General features: G+C 73.4%; 10 protein-coding genes and 3 pseudogenes. 4 read left to right on the top strand and 9 right to left on the bottom strand.

Annotated features, from left to right (window positions below):
• The first annotated feature begins 27 nt into the window (after positions 1-27).
• The gene (gene mca / locus ACOBQU_RS14205) at positions 28-900 is read left to right on the top strand and encodes a mycothiol conjugate amidase Mca (RefSeq protein ID WP_423627147.1); all 873 of its coding nucleotides are present in this window, start codon (positions 28-30) and stop codon (positions 898-900) included.
• A gap of 54 nt (positions 901-954) precedes the next feature.
• The gene (locus tag ACOBQU_RS14200; RefSeq protein ID WP_423627146.1) at positions 955-1212 is read left to right on the top strand and encodes a hypothetical protein; all 258 of its coding nucleotides are present in this window, start codon (positions 955-957) and stop codon (positions 1210-1212) included.
• Positions 1213-1452: 240 nt separating this feature from the next.
• Here ACOBQU_RS14200 and ACOBQU_RS14195 read toward each other — a convergent pair whose 3' ends face one another.
• From ACOBQU_RS14195 to ACOBQU_RS14185, 3 genes are read right to left on the bottom strand one after another with little or no spacing between them, the layout of a single operon-like run.
• Positions 1453-2745 carry a CHAT domain-containing protein gene (locus ACOBQU_RS14195; RefSeq protein WP_423627145.1) on the bottom strand — a complete coding sequence of 431 codons (1293 nt, stop codon included), beginning with the start codon at positions 2743-2745 and terminating at the stop codon, positions 1453-1455.
• A 5-nt stretch (positions 2746-2750) separates the two neighbouring features.
• Positions 2751-5150 carry a hypothetical protein gene (locus ACOBQU_RS14190; RefSeq protein WP_423627143.1) on the bottom strand — a complete coding sequence of 800 codons (2400 nt, stop codon included), beginning with the start codon at positions 5148-5150 and terminating at the stop codon, positions 2751-2753.
• A gap of 46 nt (positions 5151-5196) precedes the next feature.
• A complete protein-coding gene (locus ACOBQU_RS14185; protein ID WP_423627142.1) occupies positions 5197-8430 on the bottom strand; it encodes a tetratricopeptide repeat protein in 3234 nt (1077 codons plus the stop codon).
• A 185-nt stretch (positions 8431-8615) separates the two neighbouring features.
• Between ACOBQU_RS14185 and ACOBQU_RS14180 the strand changes: the two are divergent.
• Positions 8616-10633: pseudogene (locus ACOBQU_RS14180) on the top strand (thioredoxin domain-containing protein).
• A 381-nt stretch (positions 10634-11014) separates the two neighbouring features.
• Here the strand turns inward: ACOBQU_RS14180 and ACOBQU_RS14175 are convergent.
• From ACOBQU_RS14175 to trhA, 4 genes and pseudogenes are all read right to left on the bottom strand, one after another.
• A complete protein-coding gene (locus ACOBQU_RS14175; RefSeq protein ID WP_423627140.1) occupies positions 11015-11776 on the bottom strand; it encodes a Mut7-C RNAse domain-containing protein in 762 nt (253 codons plus the stop codon).
• A 46-nt stretch (positions 11777-11822) separates the two neighbouring features.
• A complete protein-coding gene (locus tag ACOBQU_RS14170; RefSeq protein WP_423634466.1) occupies positions 11823-12395 on the bottom strand; it encodes a TetR/AcrR family transcriptional regulator in 573 nt (190 codons plus the stop codon).
• 81 nt (positions 12396-12476) lie between these two features.
• The gene (locus tag ACOBQU_RS14165) at positions 12477-14039 is read right to left on the bottom strand and encodes an MFS transporter (protein WP_423627138.1); all 1563 of its coding nucleotides are present in this window, start codon (positions 14037-14039) and stop codon (positions 12477-12479) included.
• 229 nt (positions 14040-14268) lie between these two features.
• A pseudogene (gene trhA, locus ACOBQU_RS14160) lies at positions 14269-15029 on the bottom strand (PAQR family membrane homeostasis protein TrhA).
• A gap of 270 nt (positions 15030-15299) precedes the next feature.
• On the opposite strand from trhA, the gene ACOBQU_RS14155 reads away from it, so the two are divergent.
• The gene (locus tag ACOBQU_RS14155) at positions 15300-17141 is read left to right on the top strand and encodes a phosphoenolpyruvate carboxykinase (GTP) (protein ID WP_423627136.1); all 1842 of its coding nucleotides are present in this window, start codon (positions 15300-15302) and stop codon (positions 17139-17141) included.
• A gap of 198 nt (positions 17142-17339) precedes the next feature.
• On the opposite strand, the gene ACOBQU_RS14150 is transcribed toward ACOBQU_RS14155, so the two are convergent.
• A complete protein-coding gene (locus ACOBQU_RS14150) occupies positions 17340-17750 on the bottom strand; it encodes a hypothetical protein (protein WP_423634464.1) in 411 nt (136 codons plus the stop codon).
• Between the two features lie 185 nt (positions 17751-17935).
• Positions 17936-19146 (bottom strand): annotated as a pseudogene (locus ACOBQU_RS14145) (pyridoxal phosphate-dependent aminotransferase).
• Positions 19147-19155: the final 9 nt, after the last annotated feature.

Here is a 19155-nt window from a genome sequence, read left to right as displayed (position 1 = left end):
GGCGCCCAATTCACCGAGGATCGAGTCTTGACTGAGCAGCTTCGACTGATGGCCGTTCACGCCCACCCCGACGACGAGTCGAGCAAGGGCGCGGCCACCATGGCCAAGTACGTGTCCGAAGGAGTGGACGTGCTCGTGGTGACCTGCACGGGCGGGGAGCGCGGCGACATCCTCAACCCCAAGCTCCAGGGCGACGCGTACATCCAGGAGCACATCCACGAGGTGCGCAAGAAGGAGATGGACGAGGCGCGCGAGATCCTCGGCGTCAAGCAGGAGTGGCTGGGGTTCGTGGACTCCGGCCTGCCGGAGGGCGACCCGCTGCCGCCGCTGCCCGAGGGCTGCTTCGCCCTTGAGGACGTGGACAAGGCGGCGGGTGAGCTGGTGAAGCAGATCCGCTCGTTCCGCCCGCAGGTGATCACCACGTACGACGAGAACGGCGGGTATCCGCACCCGGACCACATCATGACCCACAAGATCACGATGGTGGCCTTCGACGGCGCGGCGGACGCCGAGAAGTACCCGGAGGCCGAGTTCGGCCCGGTCTTCCAGCCGCAGAAGCTGTACTACAACCAGGGCTTCAACCGGCCGCGCACCGAGGCGCTGCACCAGGCGATGCTGGACCGGGGCCTGGAGTCCCCGTACGGGGAGTGGCTCAAGCGCTGGGACGAGTTCGAGCGCGTCGAGCGCACCCTGACCACGCACGTGCCGTGCGGCGACTTCTTCGAGATCCGCGACAAGGCGCTGATCGCGCACGCCACGCAGATCGACCCCGACGGCGGCTGGTTCCGGGTGCCGATGGAGGTCCAGAAGGAGGTCTGGCCGACGGAGGAGTACGAGCTGGCGAAGTCCCTCGTCGACACGTCGCTGCCGGAGGACGACCTCTTCGCGGGCATCCGGTAGGGCGGGCACCCGGTAGGCGACCTCTTTGCGGGCATCCGGGAGGCCTGAGGGACAATGCCAGACATGAGCGTGAGCCTGGCAATGACGCACCTCGTCCCCCTCGCCAAGGAGGTGGACGAGAACAAGGTGACCCCCGGAGTCCTCGGCTTCATCGTTTTCGCGGTGATGGCCCTGGCCGTCTGGCGGCTCATGAAGAGCATGAACCGCCACATGGGCAAGGTGGACTTCAAGGAGGCGCCCGACCCGCGGGCGGCGGAGTCCGGCGACACCGAGCCGGTGGACACCGCCGAGGCCAAGGCCAAGCGCGGCTGACTCCGGGCGGTCCGGACGGTCGGCTTCCGGCGGTTCAGGCGGTCGGCTTCCGGCGGTTCGGACGGTCGGCTTCCGGTCGCCCGGACCGTCGGCTTTCGGCCGCCCGGACGGACCGCTTCCGGCCGTCCCGGCCGCTGGTTCCGGCCAGATGACCGCCGTCGCCCCCCGCTGTCACTGCCCCCGCCGTCACTGGCGCGTCACCGAGCGTGACCCTTCCGTGGCGGCGCGGGCCCGGCGTGCTCACGCCGTCCGCTCCAGGCGTGTGTCCATGCCGCTGTGCAGCGCGTACGCGAAGCCCAGCGGGTTGCGGCAGGTGTCGGCGAAGTGGCGGGCCAGGGCGTGGGCTATGGCGCCCGCGGTGTCCTCGCCGGTCAGATAGCGGGTGACGAACGCGAGCGCGTACTCCGCGGCGAACGGCTGCGGCATCTCCACCTGCGGCCCGAGGATCCCCGACGCCCCCGCCGCGAACAGCGCCCGCCCCAGATAGGCCAGGTCCGCGTTCCCCGGAAGCCCCGCGTAGCAGGCGTTGAGCAGCACGAACGGCCGGAACGGCACGCACGCGCCCGGCGGCGGCCGGTGCGCGCGCAGCGTGTAGGCGTCGATGGCGAGCTGATCGGTCAGCTTCAGGACGAGGTACGGGGGCTCGTCGCCGGACGCGGTGAAGTGGCCGTGGCACCAGAAGTACATCAGCTGCTCGTCCAGGCACGGGTCCCGCAGGGCGCGCTCGAGGTCGGCGCGGGTGGTGCGCTCCACGAGCGTGCCGCCGTCGGCGAGCGCGGCGGCGACGTCGGCGGCCCGGGTGCGGCCCTCCGGGTCGACGGCAGTGTCGTGGTTCAGGCTGACGGCGGGCGCGTCGCGGGGCGGCGGGTCGCGGTCGTCGGGGACCAGGGCGTAGGCGTCGCCGCCGGTCTGCTCGATCTGGTGGCGGTAGCCCAGGAAGCGCGCGAACACCTCCTCAAGCGAAGGCTCCCGCTCCTGCGGGGCGGCCGAGAGGCACAGCATCGGCCACGGCAGGTACAGGTCGGAGTGGAAGCGCACGCGCAGCGGCCCGGCCCCGCCCAGCGTGTCCGCGAGCAGCCCCCGGAACAGCTTCAGCGCCTCGTCCTCGCCGCCCAGCAGCACGTCGAACAGCAGCTGCGCGCCGTACAGCGCGAGCCCGTCCAGCGCAGCCCGCAGCTCGGCCTCAGGCCGGGCGGTGAGGTCGACGTCATCGGCGTACGGAAAGCCCTGCGCGAGCGGGAAGCCGTCGGCGTCGACGGGGCGCAGCGCCACGAACTCGTCCCGCCACAGCCGCCGCAGCCGCGCGGCGACGGACCGCACCTCGCGCGGCCGCACCCGCAGCGTCACCTCGTGCTCGTACCCGCTGACCGACGGCACCGCGGGCCCGTACATCCGCGCCCGCACGCACTCGTCCTCGCGGCGCGCGTCGATGCCGACGACCAGGTCGGGGTGCGGGACGAGCGATGTCCTCGGCAGCCGGGTGAAGCCGCGGCTGGGGTCGTGCACGATCCGGGTGGGAAGCTCGTGGGCCATCGCGGTCAGGCCCTCCGGGCGGCTTCGGGCGCGGTGTCGGACCGGGGCGCGCCGCCGTCGCCCTCGACGACGTCGATGTACGTCTCCACTTCCTGGAGGACGGTCGCGGTGTCGTGGTGCTCCACGGTGAACAGCAGCCGGTGCCGTCCGGCGCGGCGCGGCGTGAACAGGAACTCGGCGGCGTCCGTCGCGCGGGCGGAGGGGCGCAGGGTCATGGCGTGGGCGGGTTCGACGTCGGCGGGGGTGAGGGGGGTGGCGCGGACGGTCAGCCAGGGCAGACCGGCGGCGGGGCCCGCCGGGTCCGCCCAGGGGTGCTCGGGGCCCGGCTCCACGCACAGGGCGATGCGGGAGGCGGTGCCGGTGGTGGAGCGGTCGTCGAGGAGGAGAACGCGGATGCGGGAGTGGGTGGCGGGGGAGAGGGCGCCGGTGCGGAAGCGGGTGCCGGGTTCGGGGATGGTGAGGCGGGCGGTGAGGGGGATGGGGTCGGGGCTCCCGAGGGGGCGGATGGCGAGCCAGTGGGGGCCGGAGGGGTCGTCGATGAGGGTGAACAACCGGCCGGGGTCGGGATGTGCCAGGGCCGGGGCCGTGCGGCCCGTGCGTCCCGTGTGGCCCGTGCGCTCGTCCCACTGTTGCAGGTCGGACATTTCCAGGTGGCTCCAGGCGAAGCCGTGGGGGCAGTCGGTCTGGCGGAAGCCCGCCATCGACAGCAGGAGTCGGCTCCTGGCCCCGACAGTGGTCTGCCGCCCTCGTGCCGGGTGCGCCAGCAGCGCGCGGTAGTGCCGCGCCCAGGCGAGTCCCAGATGGTCGGGTACGTCGCGGAAGATCCGCTCCGCGTCCCGTGCCGTGCTGTCGCCGAACAGCGGGGCGCCGCTCTCCCCGGGGATCAGGGCGAGCCAGAGTGACGTCCAGGCTTTGCCCCGCGGGTCCAGGTTCGACGAGTGCAGCCCCAGTGCCGTCTTCAGGCGTTGCGCCGCGTCCTCGTGGCTGCCGTACAGCAGGTGCACCTTGCCGAGTTCCGTCTCGGTCCACGCCTGGCCCTGCTGGTCGCCGAGGTCGGCGAACAGGTGCCGGGCCGTCTCCAGGCGCTTCTGTGCCTCCTCCAGGTCGCCGCGGATCAGCCGCAGGCGGCCGTAGTGGTGGATCGCCCACGCCTCGCCGCGCCTGTCCCCGCGCACCTGGTGGGCCTCCACCGCGCTGCGCAACAGCCGGTCGGCGCCCGCCAGTTCACCCCGGTCGCACTGGACGGCGGCCCGCGTGTGCAGGACCCAGCCGTTCGGTACGTCGCCGGGGATGGCGTCGAGCGTGGTGGTGGCCTCGGCCAGCAGGCCCGCGCAGCGCTGGGCGACGGCCGTTTCGAGGGCGGCGCGGGGGGTGGGCACCGACGCCAGGGCCTCGATGGCCGGGACCGGGTGACCGGTGTCCCGGGCCACGATGGCGGCGATGAGCCTGACGGGCTCCCAGTCGCCGGTGGCGCGCCAGAGGGACTGCTTCAGGCGCAGCAGTCTGAACAGGCCCACACGGCCCGTGAAGTGGGGTTCCAGGAGTGCGAGCAGTTCCGTGGCCCTCGGCCAGGCGACGCACAGGAGGCGGCCCGCGAGATCGACGTACGCGTCGGCGGCGCCCTCAGGGCCCGCCGTGCGGTCGAGCAGCCCGTTGGCCAGGACTTCGTCCAGGCTCCACGCGACACCTGAAGGGGCGTGCCCGTGCGGTCGGTACCAGCCGAGCCGCGTCTGCTGGAGCAGCCCGCTGGCGCGCAGTTCGTGGAAGGCCTCAAGGAAGTGCGTGCGGGGGACGGAGCTGAAGGCGTTGAGGGCCGCGGCCACCGACACGTTGACCTCGTCGCCCCGCCACTGCTCCAGCGTCTCCAGGAGGTCTTCGGCGCGCTGGCTGACGGCCGTCGGGCGCGGATCCTCCCCGGCCGTGTGCTCGTACCGGACCACGAGCACCCGGGAGCTCGTGCCGTCGACGAGCCCGGTGGCCAGGCGCAGCAGGTCGTCGCCGCACGGCCCCTCGGGTACGCCGTCGAGCACCACCAGGAAGCGGCGCTGGGTGAGTTCCTTGCGGCACGGGAGCGTCAGCGCGTCGGCCAGCAGGTCCGGATCGGCCAGCGGCAGGCCGCGCAGGACGTCCAGGTGCTGGGTCCCCGGGAGGCTCTCCAGGAGCCGCAGCAGCACGAACTCGGGGGCCGTGTGGGCCCGCGCGACCGACACCCACCGCACCGTGAACCACTGCTGCGCGAGCCGCGCGACCCGGACCGCGAGCGCCCGCGACGCGGCGCCCGGCGGGCCGTGGAGGACGAGCCGCGTGGGCCCGTTCGCGGCCATGAGAAGGGACCTCAGGTCGGGCGGCAGCTCGTCCAGCGGCTCCAGTGGCACCGCCTCGTCCGGCAGCCAGTCGCCCGTCATCGCCTCACCCCCCGAAGCGCGGCCTCAACTCCCCACTATCCCCGCCCTATTCGCCCCGCGTCACCGAAACCCCCATGATCTCCCGAGCGTGCCGGTTCGGTGTCATCCCGAGCCGCCACGCCTGCCAGCCCGCCTCCAGCTCCGCGCCCCGCTCCAGGAACAGCGCGTACGCGTCCACGTACTCGTCGAGCTTGCCGTCCCGCGCCGGGTGCCCGGAGCGGCCGATCTGGGCCAGTTCCTCCTGGGCGACGGCGACGCCGATCTCCCAGCCGCCGGGGGAGGCGTACGGCAGGAGCGTGGCGCGCAGGAAGTGGGCCCAGTCCTCGCCGCGGCGGTCGCCGTACGAGGCGAACAGGGAGATCGCCTCGTCGCACAGGGCGAGCGCGGCCTGCGTGCGGGCGTTGCCCGCGTCGACGACGGCCAGCTCCAGGCACGTCCACGCCTCGCCGTGCGCGACGCCGATGCGCTGGAAGTCGGCGCGGGCGTCGACCAGGAGCTGCCGGGCGAAGCCGGAGTTGCGCAGCGAGCCGGTCTGGGTGGCGCGCTGGTCGCGGGTGACGCGGGCCGAGTGGTGGCGGGCGCAGGCCAGGCCGTAGACGTCCCGCATCCGGGAGAACATGGTGCGGGCCCGCTCCAGGTCGCGTACGGCCTGGTCGAGGTCGCCGGTCTCCTCCAGGGCCTGGCCCAGGTAGTACAGGGACCAGGCCTCGCCGCGGGCGTCCTCGTTGTCGCGGTGCCGGGCGACGGCCTGGCGCAGCCCGTCGACGGCGGGTTCCGCGTCACCGGCGACCAGGCGGGCGCGGGCGAGCTGGGTGAGGGCCCACGCCTCGCCGCGGGCGTCGCGGGTGCGGCCGTACAGGTCGAGGGCGCGGCGCAGCTCGGTCTCCGCGCGCGGTACGTCGCCCTTGCGCAGGCACACCTGGCCGAGCTGGAAGTGCGCCCAGGCCTCGCCGTGCACGGACTCGCTGTCGCGGTGCAGCTCCAGGGCGGTGGTCAGCATGGACTCGGCCTCGGCGAGGCGGGCGCGGTCGCGTTCGACGGCGGCGAGTGCGTGCAGTGTCCAGGCGCGGTCGCCCGCCAGCTCGTCGGCGACCTGGAGGTCCAGGGCCTCGCGGAGCCGGGCCGAGGCCTCCGTGAGGTTGCCCTGGTGGTGCAGGGTGATGCCGAGGGAGCCCAGCGCGCGGGCGGCGCCCGCGTCCTGGTGGGCCTCGAAGTACAGGTCGACCACGGACGTGAGCGTCGAGCGCGCCAGGTCAAGCTCGCCGAGCTGCCGGGCGGCTATGGCGGTGCGCCACTTCACGCTGCGGCCGAGCAGCCCTTGGTCCACGGACTGCGCCAGCTCGCTGATCTCGCCCAGGCGGTACAGGTCGCCGCGCAGCAGACAGTAGTCGCACAGCGCGCCGAGCAGGCCGAGCACGGTCTGCTGGTCGACGCCCTCGGCGTTGCGCAGGGCCGCCGTGATGAAGCTGGACTCGTCGTCGAGCCAGCGCAGGGCGGCGTCCAGGGAGGTGAAGCCGTGCTGCCCGAAGTGGTCGGCGCGGGTGGAGGTCTTGCCGTCGACGAGGCGGATCACGGAGTCGGCCAGCTCGCCGTAGCTGACGATGAGACGTTCCTGCGCGGCGCTGCGCTCGCCGGGCTCCTCCTCGTCGGCGAGGCGGGCCTGCGCGAAGGAGCGCACCAGGTCGTGCAGCCGGTAGCGGCTGCCGCGCACGTGGTCGACCAGGCCCGCGCGGGACAGGCGGACGAGCTGCCGGGTCGCCTCCTGCTCGTCGGTGGCGAGCAGCGCGGCCGCCGCGGCGGCGCCCAGCGAGGCGCGCCCGGCGAGCGCGAGGCGGCGCAGCAGGCGGCGCGCGGGCTCGGGCTGGTCGGCGTAGCGCAGCCACAGGGCCCGCTCGACCGGCTCGACGGGGCCGTACGCGGCGAGGTCCGCGACCAGCCGCTCCGGGGTGCGCGGCCCGAGCGCGGAGCCCGCGGCGCGCAGCGCCAGCGGCAGGCCCCCGCACAGCTCCCGCAGCCGGTCCAGGGACTGGGCGTCGTACGGCTCCGGCAGGTCCTCGGCGACCTGCCGGATCAGCTGCTCGGCGCCCGCGTCGTCCAGCTCCGCCACCGCCAGCTGGTGCACCCGGGCGGGCAGGTCGTCGGGCAGGCCCAGCGGCTCGCGGGTGGTGACGAGGACGAGGCTGTCGGAGCGCTCCGGCAGCAGCGCCCGCACCTGCTCGGCGTCGCGGGCGTCGTCGAGGACGATGGCCACCTCAAGGCCCGTCAGATGCTGGTGGTACAGCTCGCTGAGCCGCTTCACCTGCTGCTCGGGTGTGGCCCGCTCGCGGAACAGCAGCTGCTCGCGGGGCGCGCCCAATCGATTCAGCAGGTGCAGCAGCGCGTCCCGGGTGGACAGCGGCGGCGTGTCGGGGCTCTCGCCGCGCAGGTCCACCAGGCAGGCGCCGCGGAACTGCTCGCGCAGCGCGTGCACGGCCCGCACCGCGAGCGCCGACCGGCCCGAGCCGGGCGCGCCGTGCAGCACCACGACCGTCGGCTGCGTCTGGGTTCCTGCGCGCGCGGCGTGCACCCACTGGGCGATCCGGCCCAGCTCGGCCCGCCGCCCCGCGAACTCCCCCTCGGGCTGCGGAAGCTGCCCGAAGGACTGCTCGAGCACCGTGCGCCGCCGGGCCGCCGCGCTCTTGTCGGAGCCCCGCAGCCGCGGCGCCGCCTTCGCCGTCGCGGAGGTCCCGGCGCGGGTGCCGGTGGTGGTGCCGGTCGCGGCGGTGAGCACCCGCTGCTGGTCGAGGAACGGCCGGATGCCGCGCACCTCAAGGGCCGTCAGCCAGGCCAGGCGCAGCTGCTCGGGGCCGCCGGGCTGGCTGACCGCGCCCGCGTGCCGGTGCGCGGCCGGGACGTGCGCCGCCGTCACCTTCAGGACGGTCGCGGCCAGGCCCGCCGCCGCGACGGCGCCGCCCGCGCCGAGCGCCGTGGAGCCGTCCGTGCCCAGCACCAGGTCCGCGACGCCCGCGGCGACCGCCGCCACGGCCACGACCAGCAGGGGAGTGCCGGACGCCTCCTTCGCGTAGCGCTGGCCGAAGGTGAGCTGCCCGGCCGCCGCCTCGTCCAGGGCCCGCGTGTACGCCTCGTACTCCTCGGCCGCCGCCCGCTCCATGGAGTCCAGGGCGGCGCGGGCCCGCGAGAGCAGCACGCTCCCGTCGGTGCGGCCACCAGTGCGCCGGACCTCCTCCTCCACCGCCCGTGCCAACAGCCGCTCGGCTTCGGCCCGATGGCCGTCCCGCATGTGGTCCCCCTCCAAGAGCGACACGTTGCCCCTACGTCGTGGGGGTACGTGCCCGCCTGCCGCCGGTTTGCACGTGTCCCCCTACCCGAAGTGACATCCTGCATGTACGTGTCAGTGTCCTGCGTACACGCGGGCACCGCGAGCAAACCGGCACGGCGGACGGCGCGTGCGCGAGGATGGACCCCATGTCGAACCGACTGGCCCACGAGGCGTCCCCTTACCTGCTCCAGCACGCCGACAACCCCGTCGACTGGTGGCCGTGGTCGGCCGACGCGTTCACCGAGGCCCGCGAGCGCGGCGCCCCCGTCCTGCTGTCCGTCGGGTATGCGAGCTGCCACTGGTGTCATGTGATGGCGCACGAGTCCTTCGAGGACGAGGCGACGGCCGCGCTGATGAACGAGCACTTCGTGAGCGTCAAGGTGGACCGCGAGGAGCGGCCCGACGTCGACGCCGTGTACATGGAGGCCGTGCAGGCCGCGACCGGGCAGGGCGGCTGGCCCATGACGGTCTTCCTGACGCCCGACGCCGAGCCCTTCTACTTCGGCACCTACTTCCCGCCCGAGCCGCGCCACGGCATGCCGTCCTTCCGGCAGGTCCTCGACGGCGTGCGGAAGGCCTGGACGGACCGGAACGACGAGGTCGCCGAGGTCGCCGCGCGCATCACCCGCGACCTGTCGGAGCGTCAGCTGGCGTACGCGGACGACGAGCGGCCCGGCGCCGAGGACCTCGCCAAGGCGCTGCTCGGCCTCACCCGCGACTACGACGCGGCGCACGGCGGCTTCGGCGGCGCCCCCAAGTTCCCGCCGTCCATGGTCATCGAGTTCCTGCTGCGGCACTACGCCCGCACCGGCTCCGAGGGCGCCCTCCAGATGGCCGCCGACACCTGCGAGCGGATGGCCCGCGGCGGCCTCTACGACCAGCTCGGCGGCGGCTTCGCCCGCTACTCCGTGGACCGCGAGTGGGTGGTGCCGCACTTCGAGAAGATGCTGTACGACAACGCGCTGCTGTGCCGCGCCTACGCCCACCTGTGGCGGGCCACCGGCTCGGACCTGGCGCGGCGGGTGGCCCTGGAGACCGCCGACTTCCTGGTCCGGGAACTGCGCACCGCCGAGGGCGGTTTCGCCTCCGCGCTCGACGCGGACAGCGAGGACGCGGCGGGCACCCTGAAGGAGGGCGCCTACTACGTCTGGACCCCGGGCAGCTCAGGGACGCCCTCGGCGACGCCGACGCCGAACTCGCCGCCGCCTACTACGGCGTCACCGACGAGGGCACCTTCGAGGAGGGCGCGTCCGTGCTGCGGCTCCCGCCGGACAGTGGGGTCGTGGCCGACGCCGACCGCCTCGCCTCCCTGCGCGAGCGCCTCCTCGCCGCCCGCGCCGAGCGGCCCGCGCCCGGCCGCGACGACAAGGTGGTCGCCGCCTGGAACGGCCTGGCGATCGCCGCGCTCGCCGAGACCGGCGCCTACTTCGACCGGCCCGACCTGGTGTCCGCCGCCGTCGCCGCCGCCGACCTGCTCGTCCGCGTCCACCTCGACGACCGCGCCCGCCTCGCCCGCACCTCGAGGGACGGCCGCGCCGGGGCCAACGCCGGTGTCCTGGAGGACTACGCGGACGTCGCCGAGGGCTTCCTGACGCTCGCGTCCGTCACGGGCGAGGGCGTGTGGCTGGACTTCGCGGGCCTGCTCCTCGACCACGTCCTCGTGCAGTTCGTCGACGAGGAGACCGGCGCGCTGTACGACACGGCCGCCGACGGCGAGCAGCTGATCCGGCGCCCCCAGGACCCCACCGACAACGCCGCCCCCTCCGGCTGGACCGCCGCCGCCGGTGCGCTGCTGTCCTACGCCGCGCACACCGGCGCCGAGCCGCACCGCCGCGCCGCCGAGCGGGCCCTCGGCGTCGTCAAGGCCCTCGCCGCCCGCGCCCCCCGCTTCATCGGCCACGGCCTGGCCGTCGCCGAGGCCGCGCTCGACGGGCCGCGCGAGGTCGCCGTCGTCGGCGCGGTCGGCGGCCCCCTGCACCGGACGGCCCTCCTCGCCCCGGCTCCCGGCGCGGTCGTCGCCGCCGGTCCCGCCGACGGCGAACTCCCCCTGCTCGCGGGCCGGTCGGCGCAGGACGGCGAGGAGACGGCGTACGTGTGCCGCGGGTTCTCCTGCGACCGGCCGACGACCAGCGCGCGGGAGCTGGCGGCGGCGCTGGGGGAGTAGGGGGTCCCGGTGGTGGGGTGTCCCTCGCGGGTGCGCCCCAGACCCGCCCCTCCCCGAACCAGGGGGCCAGCCCCCTGGCACCCCCGTTCATCGGCGCTCCGCGCCTCGTCCTCAAGCGCCGGACGGGCTGGATCGTGGCGGGTGCGCGGAGTTTCGGCTGGCAGGGGCGGGTGGTAGTGGGGCGTCTGCGCGGGGGCCGGTGGCGGCGTGCCCTCGGTATCGCCGCTTCGCGGCTCGTCCTCAAGCGCCGGACGGGCTGAGACTCTGCCGCACCGGCAGAATCCAGCCCAGCCCGCGAAGACCCAGCCCGTCCGACGTTCGAGGACGAGCGCGCCAGTGCGAGGGAAGGGGCGGGTGGGTGGGGAGAAGAGAAGGGAGCGGTCAGCCGGGCGGCAGCGGGCTGTCTGCTTGGGTGCCCGCCAGGGCCTGGTGGACGATGGCCTGGAGGCGGTCGTGGTGGGCGCCCCGCCAGTACACGCGGGAACAGGCACCGCACTCCGCGAACACGTCGTACGTCCCCCGCGTCCCCCCTTCGAGCCGGTCCGCCACGTCCTCCTTGCGCGCCGCCCGCAGGGCCCCGTTGCACGCGGTGCACCGCGTCCACGGCCGCAGCGGCGGCGCGAACCGGTCGAGGACGTCACGGAGCTGGTCGTCGGGGCGGTCGCTGTAGATGTACGCACCGGCCCACAGCTCGCGCCGCCGCAGCAGCCCCCGGTCCCGGCTGAGCAGGACGCGCCGCTCGGCGGCGGACCGCGCCGCGAGCGCGGGATCGCCGATGTCCAGGCTCTCGTACGCGGCGTCGACGCCCAGCAGCCGCAGCCGCCGCGCGAGCGTGCCGAGGTGCACGTCGAGGAGGAACCGCAGCGGCTCGTCGGGCGCCTCCTCGCGCCGCACCCGCTGGGGCCGCGGCACGGACCGCACCTCGACGCGCTGCCCGGCGGCGGGCACGTGCGCCGCGGGCACCTCCCGGCCGTCCACCACGAGCGCGCCGACCTCGGTGAGCGGCACCCCGAGGGACTCCACGACGTGCCCGAGCGAGGACGAGCCGTCGGTGACGGCGGCCGTGGGCCCGCCCCGCCGCTCGCTGGGCACGAAGAGCGCGAGGCCGGGTGCGAAGTCGATGAGGATCTCCGGACCGTTCATCCGGCCAGCATGGCACGCGGGGTACGGGAAAACAGGGGGAACGAGGTCAGGCCGTGAAGCCGGTCGACAGCATGGCGAGCGTGCGGTCCACCAGGTCGCCCAGGTCGTCCTGGTGGCCGTGCTCGGCCCAGTACGCCGTCGTCTCCGTGAGCGCCGCGACCAGGCCCATCGAGAAGGCCCTGACCTCCAGGTCGCCCGCGTCGCGCCCGGTGCGGTCGGCGATGACGCGGCACAGCATGCGGCCGGTCACGGACATGCTCTCCAGCATCCGGGAGCGCACGGCGGGCACCTCGACCATGAGCGTGGTGCGCAGCCGCGACACCTCCGGCTCCTCGGTGAAGCCCAGGCCCACCGCGCGGCGCAGCACGTGCCGCAGCGACTCCACGATCGGCTCGTCGGCGGGCCGCGCGCGCAGCTCGTCCTCCAGGAGCGGGTCGTACTCGTCGGTGAGGACGATGTCCTCCTTGGTCGGGAAGTACCGGAACACCGTGGACGGCGACACCTCGGCGGCCTCCGCGATCTGCTCGACGGTCGTCGCCTCGTACCCCTGCTCGCGGATCAGCCGGTAGGTCGCCTCGCGGATCGCCACGCGAGTCTTGAGCTTCTTGCGCTCCCGCAGGCCGAGGGGGGCCTTGGACGCGCCGGGGGCGGCAGGGGCGACAGGGGCGGCGGGGGAGCGGTACGTGCGGCCGTCATGGGCCTATTGTCGGGCATCGGCGGCGGACCGGGCCATGTCGTCGGCCGTCCCGCCTGCGGCGTCGCGGGGCAGCAGGGCGGCCACGAGCAGCGCCGTGACCAGCGCGGCGACACCGCTGACGAGCAGCACGACGGCCATCCCGTGGACGTACGCGGAGTCGGCCGCGGCGGCCAGGCGCGGGGCGCCGAGGCGTTCGGCGACGAGGTGCGCGGCGACCACCGAGTCGCCCGCCGCGTCGGCGGCCCGCGCGGGCAGGCCACCGGTGTCGAGCCGGTCCTGGTAGACACCGGACAGCAGCGAGCCGAGCAGCGCGATGCCGATGGCGCTGCCCACTTGACGCACCGTCATCAGCAGCCCCGAACCGGAGCCCGCGCGCTCCGCGGGCAGCGCGCCGAGCGCCGTGTCCATCGCCGGTACGACGGCGAAGCCGAAGCCGAGCCCGGCGACGGACAGCCACAGCGCGGTGAAGCCGTAGCCGGAGTCCACGGTGGTACGGGTGCCGAGCAGCGCGGCGAAGGCGAGCACCACCAGGCCCGCGCTGATCACGGCCCGCGCGCCGAAGCGGCGTACGGCGGGCTCGGTGCCCTTGGCCGCGACGACGAGCCCGCCCATCATCGGCAGCAGCCGCAGGCCGGTGCCGAAGGCGTCGTTGCCGAGCACGGCCTGGAGGTACTGCGGCAGCACGAACATCAGGCCGGAGAGCACGAACATCACCAGCGTCGCCGTGAGCGTGTTCAGCAGGAAGCCGCGGTGGCCGAGCAGCGACAGGTCCAGCATGGGGCGCGCGGCCCGGCGCTCGCGCAGCACGAGCGCCGTGAGCAGAGCGGCGGACGCCCCGAGCGGCGCCACGACCAGCGGGTCGCCCCAGCCGCGGTGCGGGGCCTCGATGATCGCGTACACCAGCGAGGCGAGCCCGGCCGCGGTGAGCGCGGTGGACAGGGCGTCGACCTTCGGGGCGGACGGGTCGGTGGTCTCCGGGAGCAGCAGGAGGCAGGCCGTGATGCCGAGGGCGACCATCGGCACGTTGACCAGGAAGATCGAGCCCCACCAGAAGTGGTCGAGCAGGAAGCCGCCGAGGATCGGCCCGAGCGGCAGCCCCAGCGCGGACGCGGCCGAGACCACGCCGATCGCCTTGGTGCGCTCCCCGGGGCCGAAGAGCGCGGGCAGCACGGCCATCGCGAGCGGCATCACCAGCGCGCCGCCCACGCCCATCAGGGCGCGCGCCGCGACGACCAGCGGCACGGTGTCGACGAGCGTGCCCACGACCGAGCCGACCAGGAAGATCCCGAGGCCGGTGATGAGCATCCGGCGCCGCCCGAACCTGTCGCCGAGCAGCCCCGCCGGGAGCATCAGGGCGGCGAACACCACGATGTAGGCGTCGGCCATCCACTGCTGCTCACCGGTGCTCGCACCCATCTGGTCGGCCATGGTCGGCAGGGCGACGTTGAGGATCGTCATGTCGAAGCCGAGGACGAGCATGCTCGCGACCAGCGCGGTGAGCGCTAGCCAGCGCCGGGGGTGCGGGGGTGGGGCCGGCGGGGCTCCGGGTGAAGTGGCAGTCGGCATGAAATGAGAGTAGCTCTCAAAAGGTAGCTAGTGTCAATATGTGCCGGTGGGCTCGGTCGGCGTGGGTTCGCTGGCGTGTGCGGGCCGTGGGTGGTTGCTCGCGCAGTTCCCCGCGCCCCTCCGGGGCGCGCCCATAGGCAACGCCCATAAGCAACGCCCATAAGAGAGCACCCATAAAAGAAGGGAGCCGCGGCGTTGGCCGCGGCTCCCCTTGGGGACTCGGTGGGGGTCAGGCGTGCTGGTAGGCGACCAGGGAGATGCCTACGTAGTGGACCGCGAAGGCGGCCAGGGTGAAGGAGTGGAAGACCTCGTGGAAGCCGAACCAGCGGGGGAGGGGTTGGGGCGCTTGAAGCCGTAGACCACGCCGCCCGCGCTGTACAGCAGGCCGCCGACGACGACCAGGACGAGGACGGCGAGGCCGCCCGTGCGCAGGAAGTCGGGCAGGAAGAAGACGGCGGCCCAGCCCATCGCCAGATAGCAGGGCGTGTAGAGCCAGCGGGGCGCGCCGACCCAGAAGACGCGGAAGACGATGCCCGCGGCGGCCGCGGCCCAGATGCCCCAGAGCAGCCAGGTGCCCTTGGAGTCGGGGAGCAGCAGCAGGGTCAGGGGCGTGTACGTGCCCGCGATGATCAGGAAGATGTTGGCGTGGTCGAGGCGGCGCAGGACGCGGTCGACGCGCGGGCTCCAGTTCCCGCGGTGGTAGAGCGCGCTGACGCCGAAGAGCAGGCAGGCCGTCAGCACGTACACCCCGCAGGCGACGCGGCCGCGGGTGGAGTCCGCGAGCGCGGTCAGGAACAGTCCGGAGACCAGGACCGCGGGGAACATCCCGGCGTGCAGCCAGCCGCGGAGCTTGGGCTTGACCGGGTGGGCGGCGGCGGGCGCGTCGGGCACCGCGCTCACTGGATCGGGTGCGGGCGTCACCGGTTCGAGGGCCGAAAAGGGGCCGTCTGCCGGGGAGTTCGTGATCGCGTCGGGGACGGGAGCGGTCATGGGCCGCATCGTAGCTACGGAACCGTAAGTTAAGTATCAAAAGTGGTGGAACAGGAGCGTACAAGTGGCCATGCTCACGCCGCTCAGGTGTGAGGCCCTCTGGACAGATGCGCAACAGCGACGGATGATCAAATGAGTGCGGTCGGCACCGGATGAGCGCGAGAGCGTCCAGAATGTCCTGAACATCCAGGACGTCTCCGCGCAGTGCAGCGTCCGGGTCGCAGCCCCCACGGGGCCCCAACTCCACAAACCCCTCGTATAGGAGCAATCGTGGCGCGCGACATCGCGGCTCCCCCCGCCAGGGATTCCCTGGGCACCGTCCCCACCGACCACCAGGAGCTGATCTCCTGGGTGAACGAGATCGCCGAACTGACCCAGCCGGACAGCGTGGTCTGGTGCGACGGGTCCGAGGCCGAGTACGAGCGCCTGTGCGGGGAGCTCGTGGCCAAGGGCACCTTCAAGAAGCTCGACCCGGTCAAGCGGCCGAACTCGTACTACGCCGCGTCCGACCCGACCGACGTCGCGCGCGTCGAGGACCGCACCTTCATCTGCTCCGAGAAGGAGGAGGACGCGGGGCCGACCAACCACTGGAAGGCGCCCGCCGAGATGCGGGAGGTCTTCGCGGGGGAGAAGGGGATCTTCCGCGGCTCCATGCGCGGCCGGACCATGTACGTGGTGCCGTTCTGCATGGGCCCGCTCGGCTCGCCGCTGTCCGCGATCGGCGTCGAGATCACCGACTCGGCGTACGTCGCGGTGTCGATGCGCACGATGACCCGCATGGGCCAGCCGGTCCTGGACGAGCTGGGCTCCGACGGGTTCTTCGTCAGGGCCGTGCACACCCTCGGCGCCCCGCTGGAGCCGGGCCAGGCGGACGTCCCCTGGCCGTGCAACTCCACCAAGTACATCTCGCACTTCCCCGAGACCCGCGAGATCTGGTCCTACGGCTCCGGGTACGGGGGCAACGCCCTGCTCGGCAAGAAGTGCTACGCCCTGCGCATCGCCTCGGTCATGGCCCGCGACGAGGGCTGGCTCGCCGAGCACATGCTGATCCTCAAGCTGACCCCGCCGACCGGCGAGTCGAAGTACGTCGCCGCGGCCTTCCCGTCCGCGTGCGGCAAGACCAACCTCGCCATGCTGGAGCCGACGATCCCCGGCTGGACCGTGGAGACCATCGGCGACGACATCGCCTGGATGCGCTTCGGCGAGGACGGCCGTCTGTACGCCATCAACCCCGAGGCCGGTTTCTTCGGCGTCGCGCCCGGCACCGGCGAGCACACCAACGCCAACGCCATGAAGACCCTGTGGGGCAACTCGGTCTTCACCAACGTCGCGCTCACGGACGACGGCGACGTCTGGTGGGAGGGCATGACCGAGGAGACCCCGGCGCACCTGACGGACTGGAAGGGCAACGACTGGACGCCGGAGTCCGGCACCCCGGCCGCCCACCCCAACGCCCGCTTCACCGTTCCCGCCGCCCAGTGCCCGATCATCGCCCCCGAGTGGGAGGACCCCAGGGGCGTGCCGATCTCGGCGATCCTCTTCGGCGGGCGCCGCGCCTCGGCCGTGCCGCTGGTGACGGAGTCCTTCGACTGGAACCACGGCGTCTTCCTGGGCGCGAACGTCGCCTCCGAGAAGACCGCCGCCGCCGAGGGCAAGGTCGGCGAGCTGCGCCGCGACCCCTTCGCCATGCTGCCGTTCTGCGGCTACAACATGGGCGACTACATGGGGCACTGGATCGACGTCGCCAAGGACAAGGACCAGGCCAAGCTGCCGAAGATCTACTACGTGAACTGGTTCCGCAAGAACGAGGCGGGGCAGTTCGTGTGGCCCGGGTTCGGGGAGAACTCCCGCGTCCTGAAGTGGGTCGTGGAGCGGCTCGACGGCAAGGCGGAGGGCGTCGAGACGCCCATCGGCGTGCTGCCCGCGCCCGGGTCCCTCGACACGGACGGGCTCGACCTGTCCGCCGCGGAGCTGGAGTTCCTGCTCACCGTCGACAAGGAGGTCTGGCGGGAGGAGGCGGCGCTGGTGCCGGGGCACCTGGAGACGTTCGGCGAGCACGCGCCGAAGGAACTGTGGGAGCAGTACCGGGCACTGGTGGAACGCCTGGGCTGACCCTCGCGGGGGGCGCCCCAGACCCGCCCCTTCCCGAACCAGGGGCGGCTGCCCCTGGCACCCCGCCCACCGCCCCTAAAAGGGGCGGGTGGGCGGGGAACATCCGCCGCGAAGCGGCGGATCACGGAGAGCCGACGACGGCGAGAAGAACAACATCCAGCCTGTCCGGCGCGTGAGGACGAGCCGCGAAGCGGCGATTTACGCGGCGGTGAGCTGGCCCGCGGCCACGTGGGCGTCCACCCGCTCCGCCGCCAGGATCGCCGCCCGGGTGTCCGCGCGGGACGCGGCGACGACCAGGGCCCGCCCGGCGAGGGCGTGGGCGCGCTGGTGCAGGGCGGACACGTGCGGCTCGTGGATGGCGGTGGCGACGCCCGCCGCCCGCACCGGCGGCAGCCCGCCGCGCAGCCGGGCCACCTCGTCGGCGAGGCGCGCGGCGGCCGCGTCCAGGTCGGCGCCGGGGGTGAGCGCGCGCAGCTCGTCGGTGACGGCGAGCAGCGCCGCGAGGTGCCCGGCGAGCTGGATGTCCAGCTCCTCCTCGCGGCTGCGGTGCGGGAAGTCGCCAGGGTCGGCCATCGTGTGGACCGACTTGGTGCGGATCGGTTCGTACATGAGATGGGTCTCCAAGCTGTCGGACACCCATCCTAGCTTAGATCCTGTCTAAAGTTGAGCCCGATCCGAAAGATGTGGGGCCGAACGTGCCGGAAGGTGTGGGGCCGAACGTGCCGAAAGGCGTGGGGGCCGGGCGCACACCGCGCCCGGCCCCCACGCCTCCCCGCTCACGCACAGCGCGAGCGTCACGGCTGGCCGTAGCCGTCCAGGAACGTCCCGATCCGGGTCACCGCGTCCGCCAGGTCCGTGGCGGTGGGCAGCGTCACGATGCGGAAGTGGTCCGGCTCCGGCCAGTTGAACCCCGTACCGTGCACGACCATGATCTTCTCGGCGCGCAGCAGGTCGAGGACCATCTGCCGGTCGTCCTTGACCTTGAAGACCTTCGGGTCGAGCCGCGGGAAGAGGTAGAGGGAGCCCTTGGGCTTCACGCAGGTCACGCCGGGGATCTGGGTCAGCAGGTCGTACGCGGTGTCGCGCTGTTCGAGCAGGCGGCCGCCCGGCAGGACCAGGTCGTTGATGGTCTGCCGCCCGCTGAGCGCGGCGACCACGCCGTGCTGGCCGGGCATGTTCGCGCACAGGCGCATGTTCGCCAGGATCGTCAGGCCCTCGATGTACGAGGCGGCCCGGGTGCGCGGCCCGGAGATCGCCATCCAGCCGACCCGGTACCCGGCGACGCGGTACGCCTTCGACATGCCGTTGAAGGTGAGGGTGAGCAGGTCGGGGGCGAGGGCGGCGGTGGGGGTGTGCGTGGCGCCGTCGTACAGGATCTTGTCGTAGATCTCGTCGGAGCAGACCAGGAGGTTGTGGCGGCGGGCGATGTCGGTGAGGCCGCGGACCACCGCCTCGTCGTAGACCGCGCCGGTCGGGTTGTTCGGGTTGATGATCACGATCGCCTTGGTGCGGTCGGTCACCTTGCGCTCGACGTCGGCGAGGTCGGGCATCCAGTCGGACTGCTCGTCGCAGCGGTAGTGCACGGCGGTGCCGCCGGAGAGCGAGACCGCCGCCGTCCACAGCGGGTAGTCGGGCGCGGGGACCAGCACCTCGTCGCCGTCGTCGAGCAGGCCCTGCATGGCCATCACGATCAGCTCGGAGACGCCGTTGCCGATGAAGACGTGCTCGACGTCGGTCTCGATGCCGAGGGTCTGGTTGTGCATCACCACGGCGCGGCGCGCGGCCAGCAGACCCTTGGCGTCGCCGTATCCGTGCGCGTCGCCGACGTTGCGGAGGACGTCCTCCAGGATCTCCGGGGGCACTCGAAGCCGAAGGCGGCCGGGTTGCCCGTGTTCAGCTTGAGGATGCGGTGACCCGCGGCCTCCAGGCGCATCGCCTCTTCGAGGACGGGCCCCCTGATCTCGTAACAGACGTTGGCGAGCTTGGTCGACTGGATCACCTGCATGGCCACGAG

Origin of the sequence: Streptomyces sp. G45 (genome assembly GCF_049542095.1) — a bacterium.
GTDB lineage: Bacteria > Actinomycetota > Actinomycetes > Streptomycetales > Streptomycetaceae > Streptomyces.
Note: the sequence above shows the minus strand (reverse complement) of the source record. Positions and strands in the feature narration are given on the sequence as shown.

What these genes read in the sequence shown, in the direction of transcription:
- ACOBQU_RS14200 (WP_423627146.1), top strand. Translation starts at nt 955, where the DNA reads ATGCCAGACATGAGCGTGAGCCTGGCAATGACGCACCTCGTCCCCCTC.
- ACOBQU_RS14195 (WP_423627145.1), bottom strand. Translation starts at nt 2,745, where the DNA reads ATGGCCCACGAGCTTCCCACCCGGATCGTGCACGACCCCAGCCGCGGC.
- ACOBQU_RS14190 (WP_423627143.1), bottom strand. Translation starts at nt 5,150, where the DNA reads ATGACGGGCGACTGGCTGCCGGACGAGGCGGTGCCACTGGAGCCGCTG.
- ACOBQU_RS14185 (WP_423627142.1), bottom strand. Translation starts at nt 8,430, where the DNA reads ATGCGGGACGGCCATCGGGCCGAAGCCGAGCGGCTGTTGGCACGGGCG.
- ACOBQU_RS14175 (WP_423627140.1), bottom strand. Translation starts at nt 11,776, where the DNA reads ATGAACGGTCCGGAGATCCTCATCGACTTCGCACCCGGCCTCGCGCTC.
- ACOBQU_RS14165 (WP_423627138.1), bottom strand. Translation starts at nt 14,039, where the DNA reads ATGCCGACTGCCACTTCACCCGGAGCCCCGCCGGCCCCACCCCCGCAC.
- ACOBQU_RS14150 (WP_423634464.1), bottom strand. Translation starts at nt 17,750, where the DNA reads ATGTACGAACCGATCCGCACCAAGTCGGTCCACACGATGGCCGACCCT.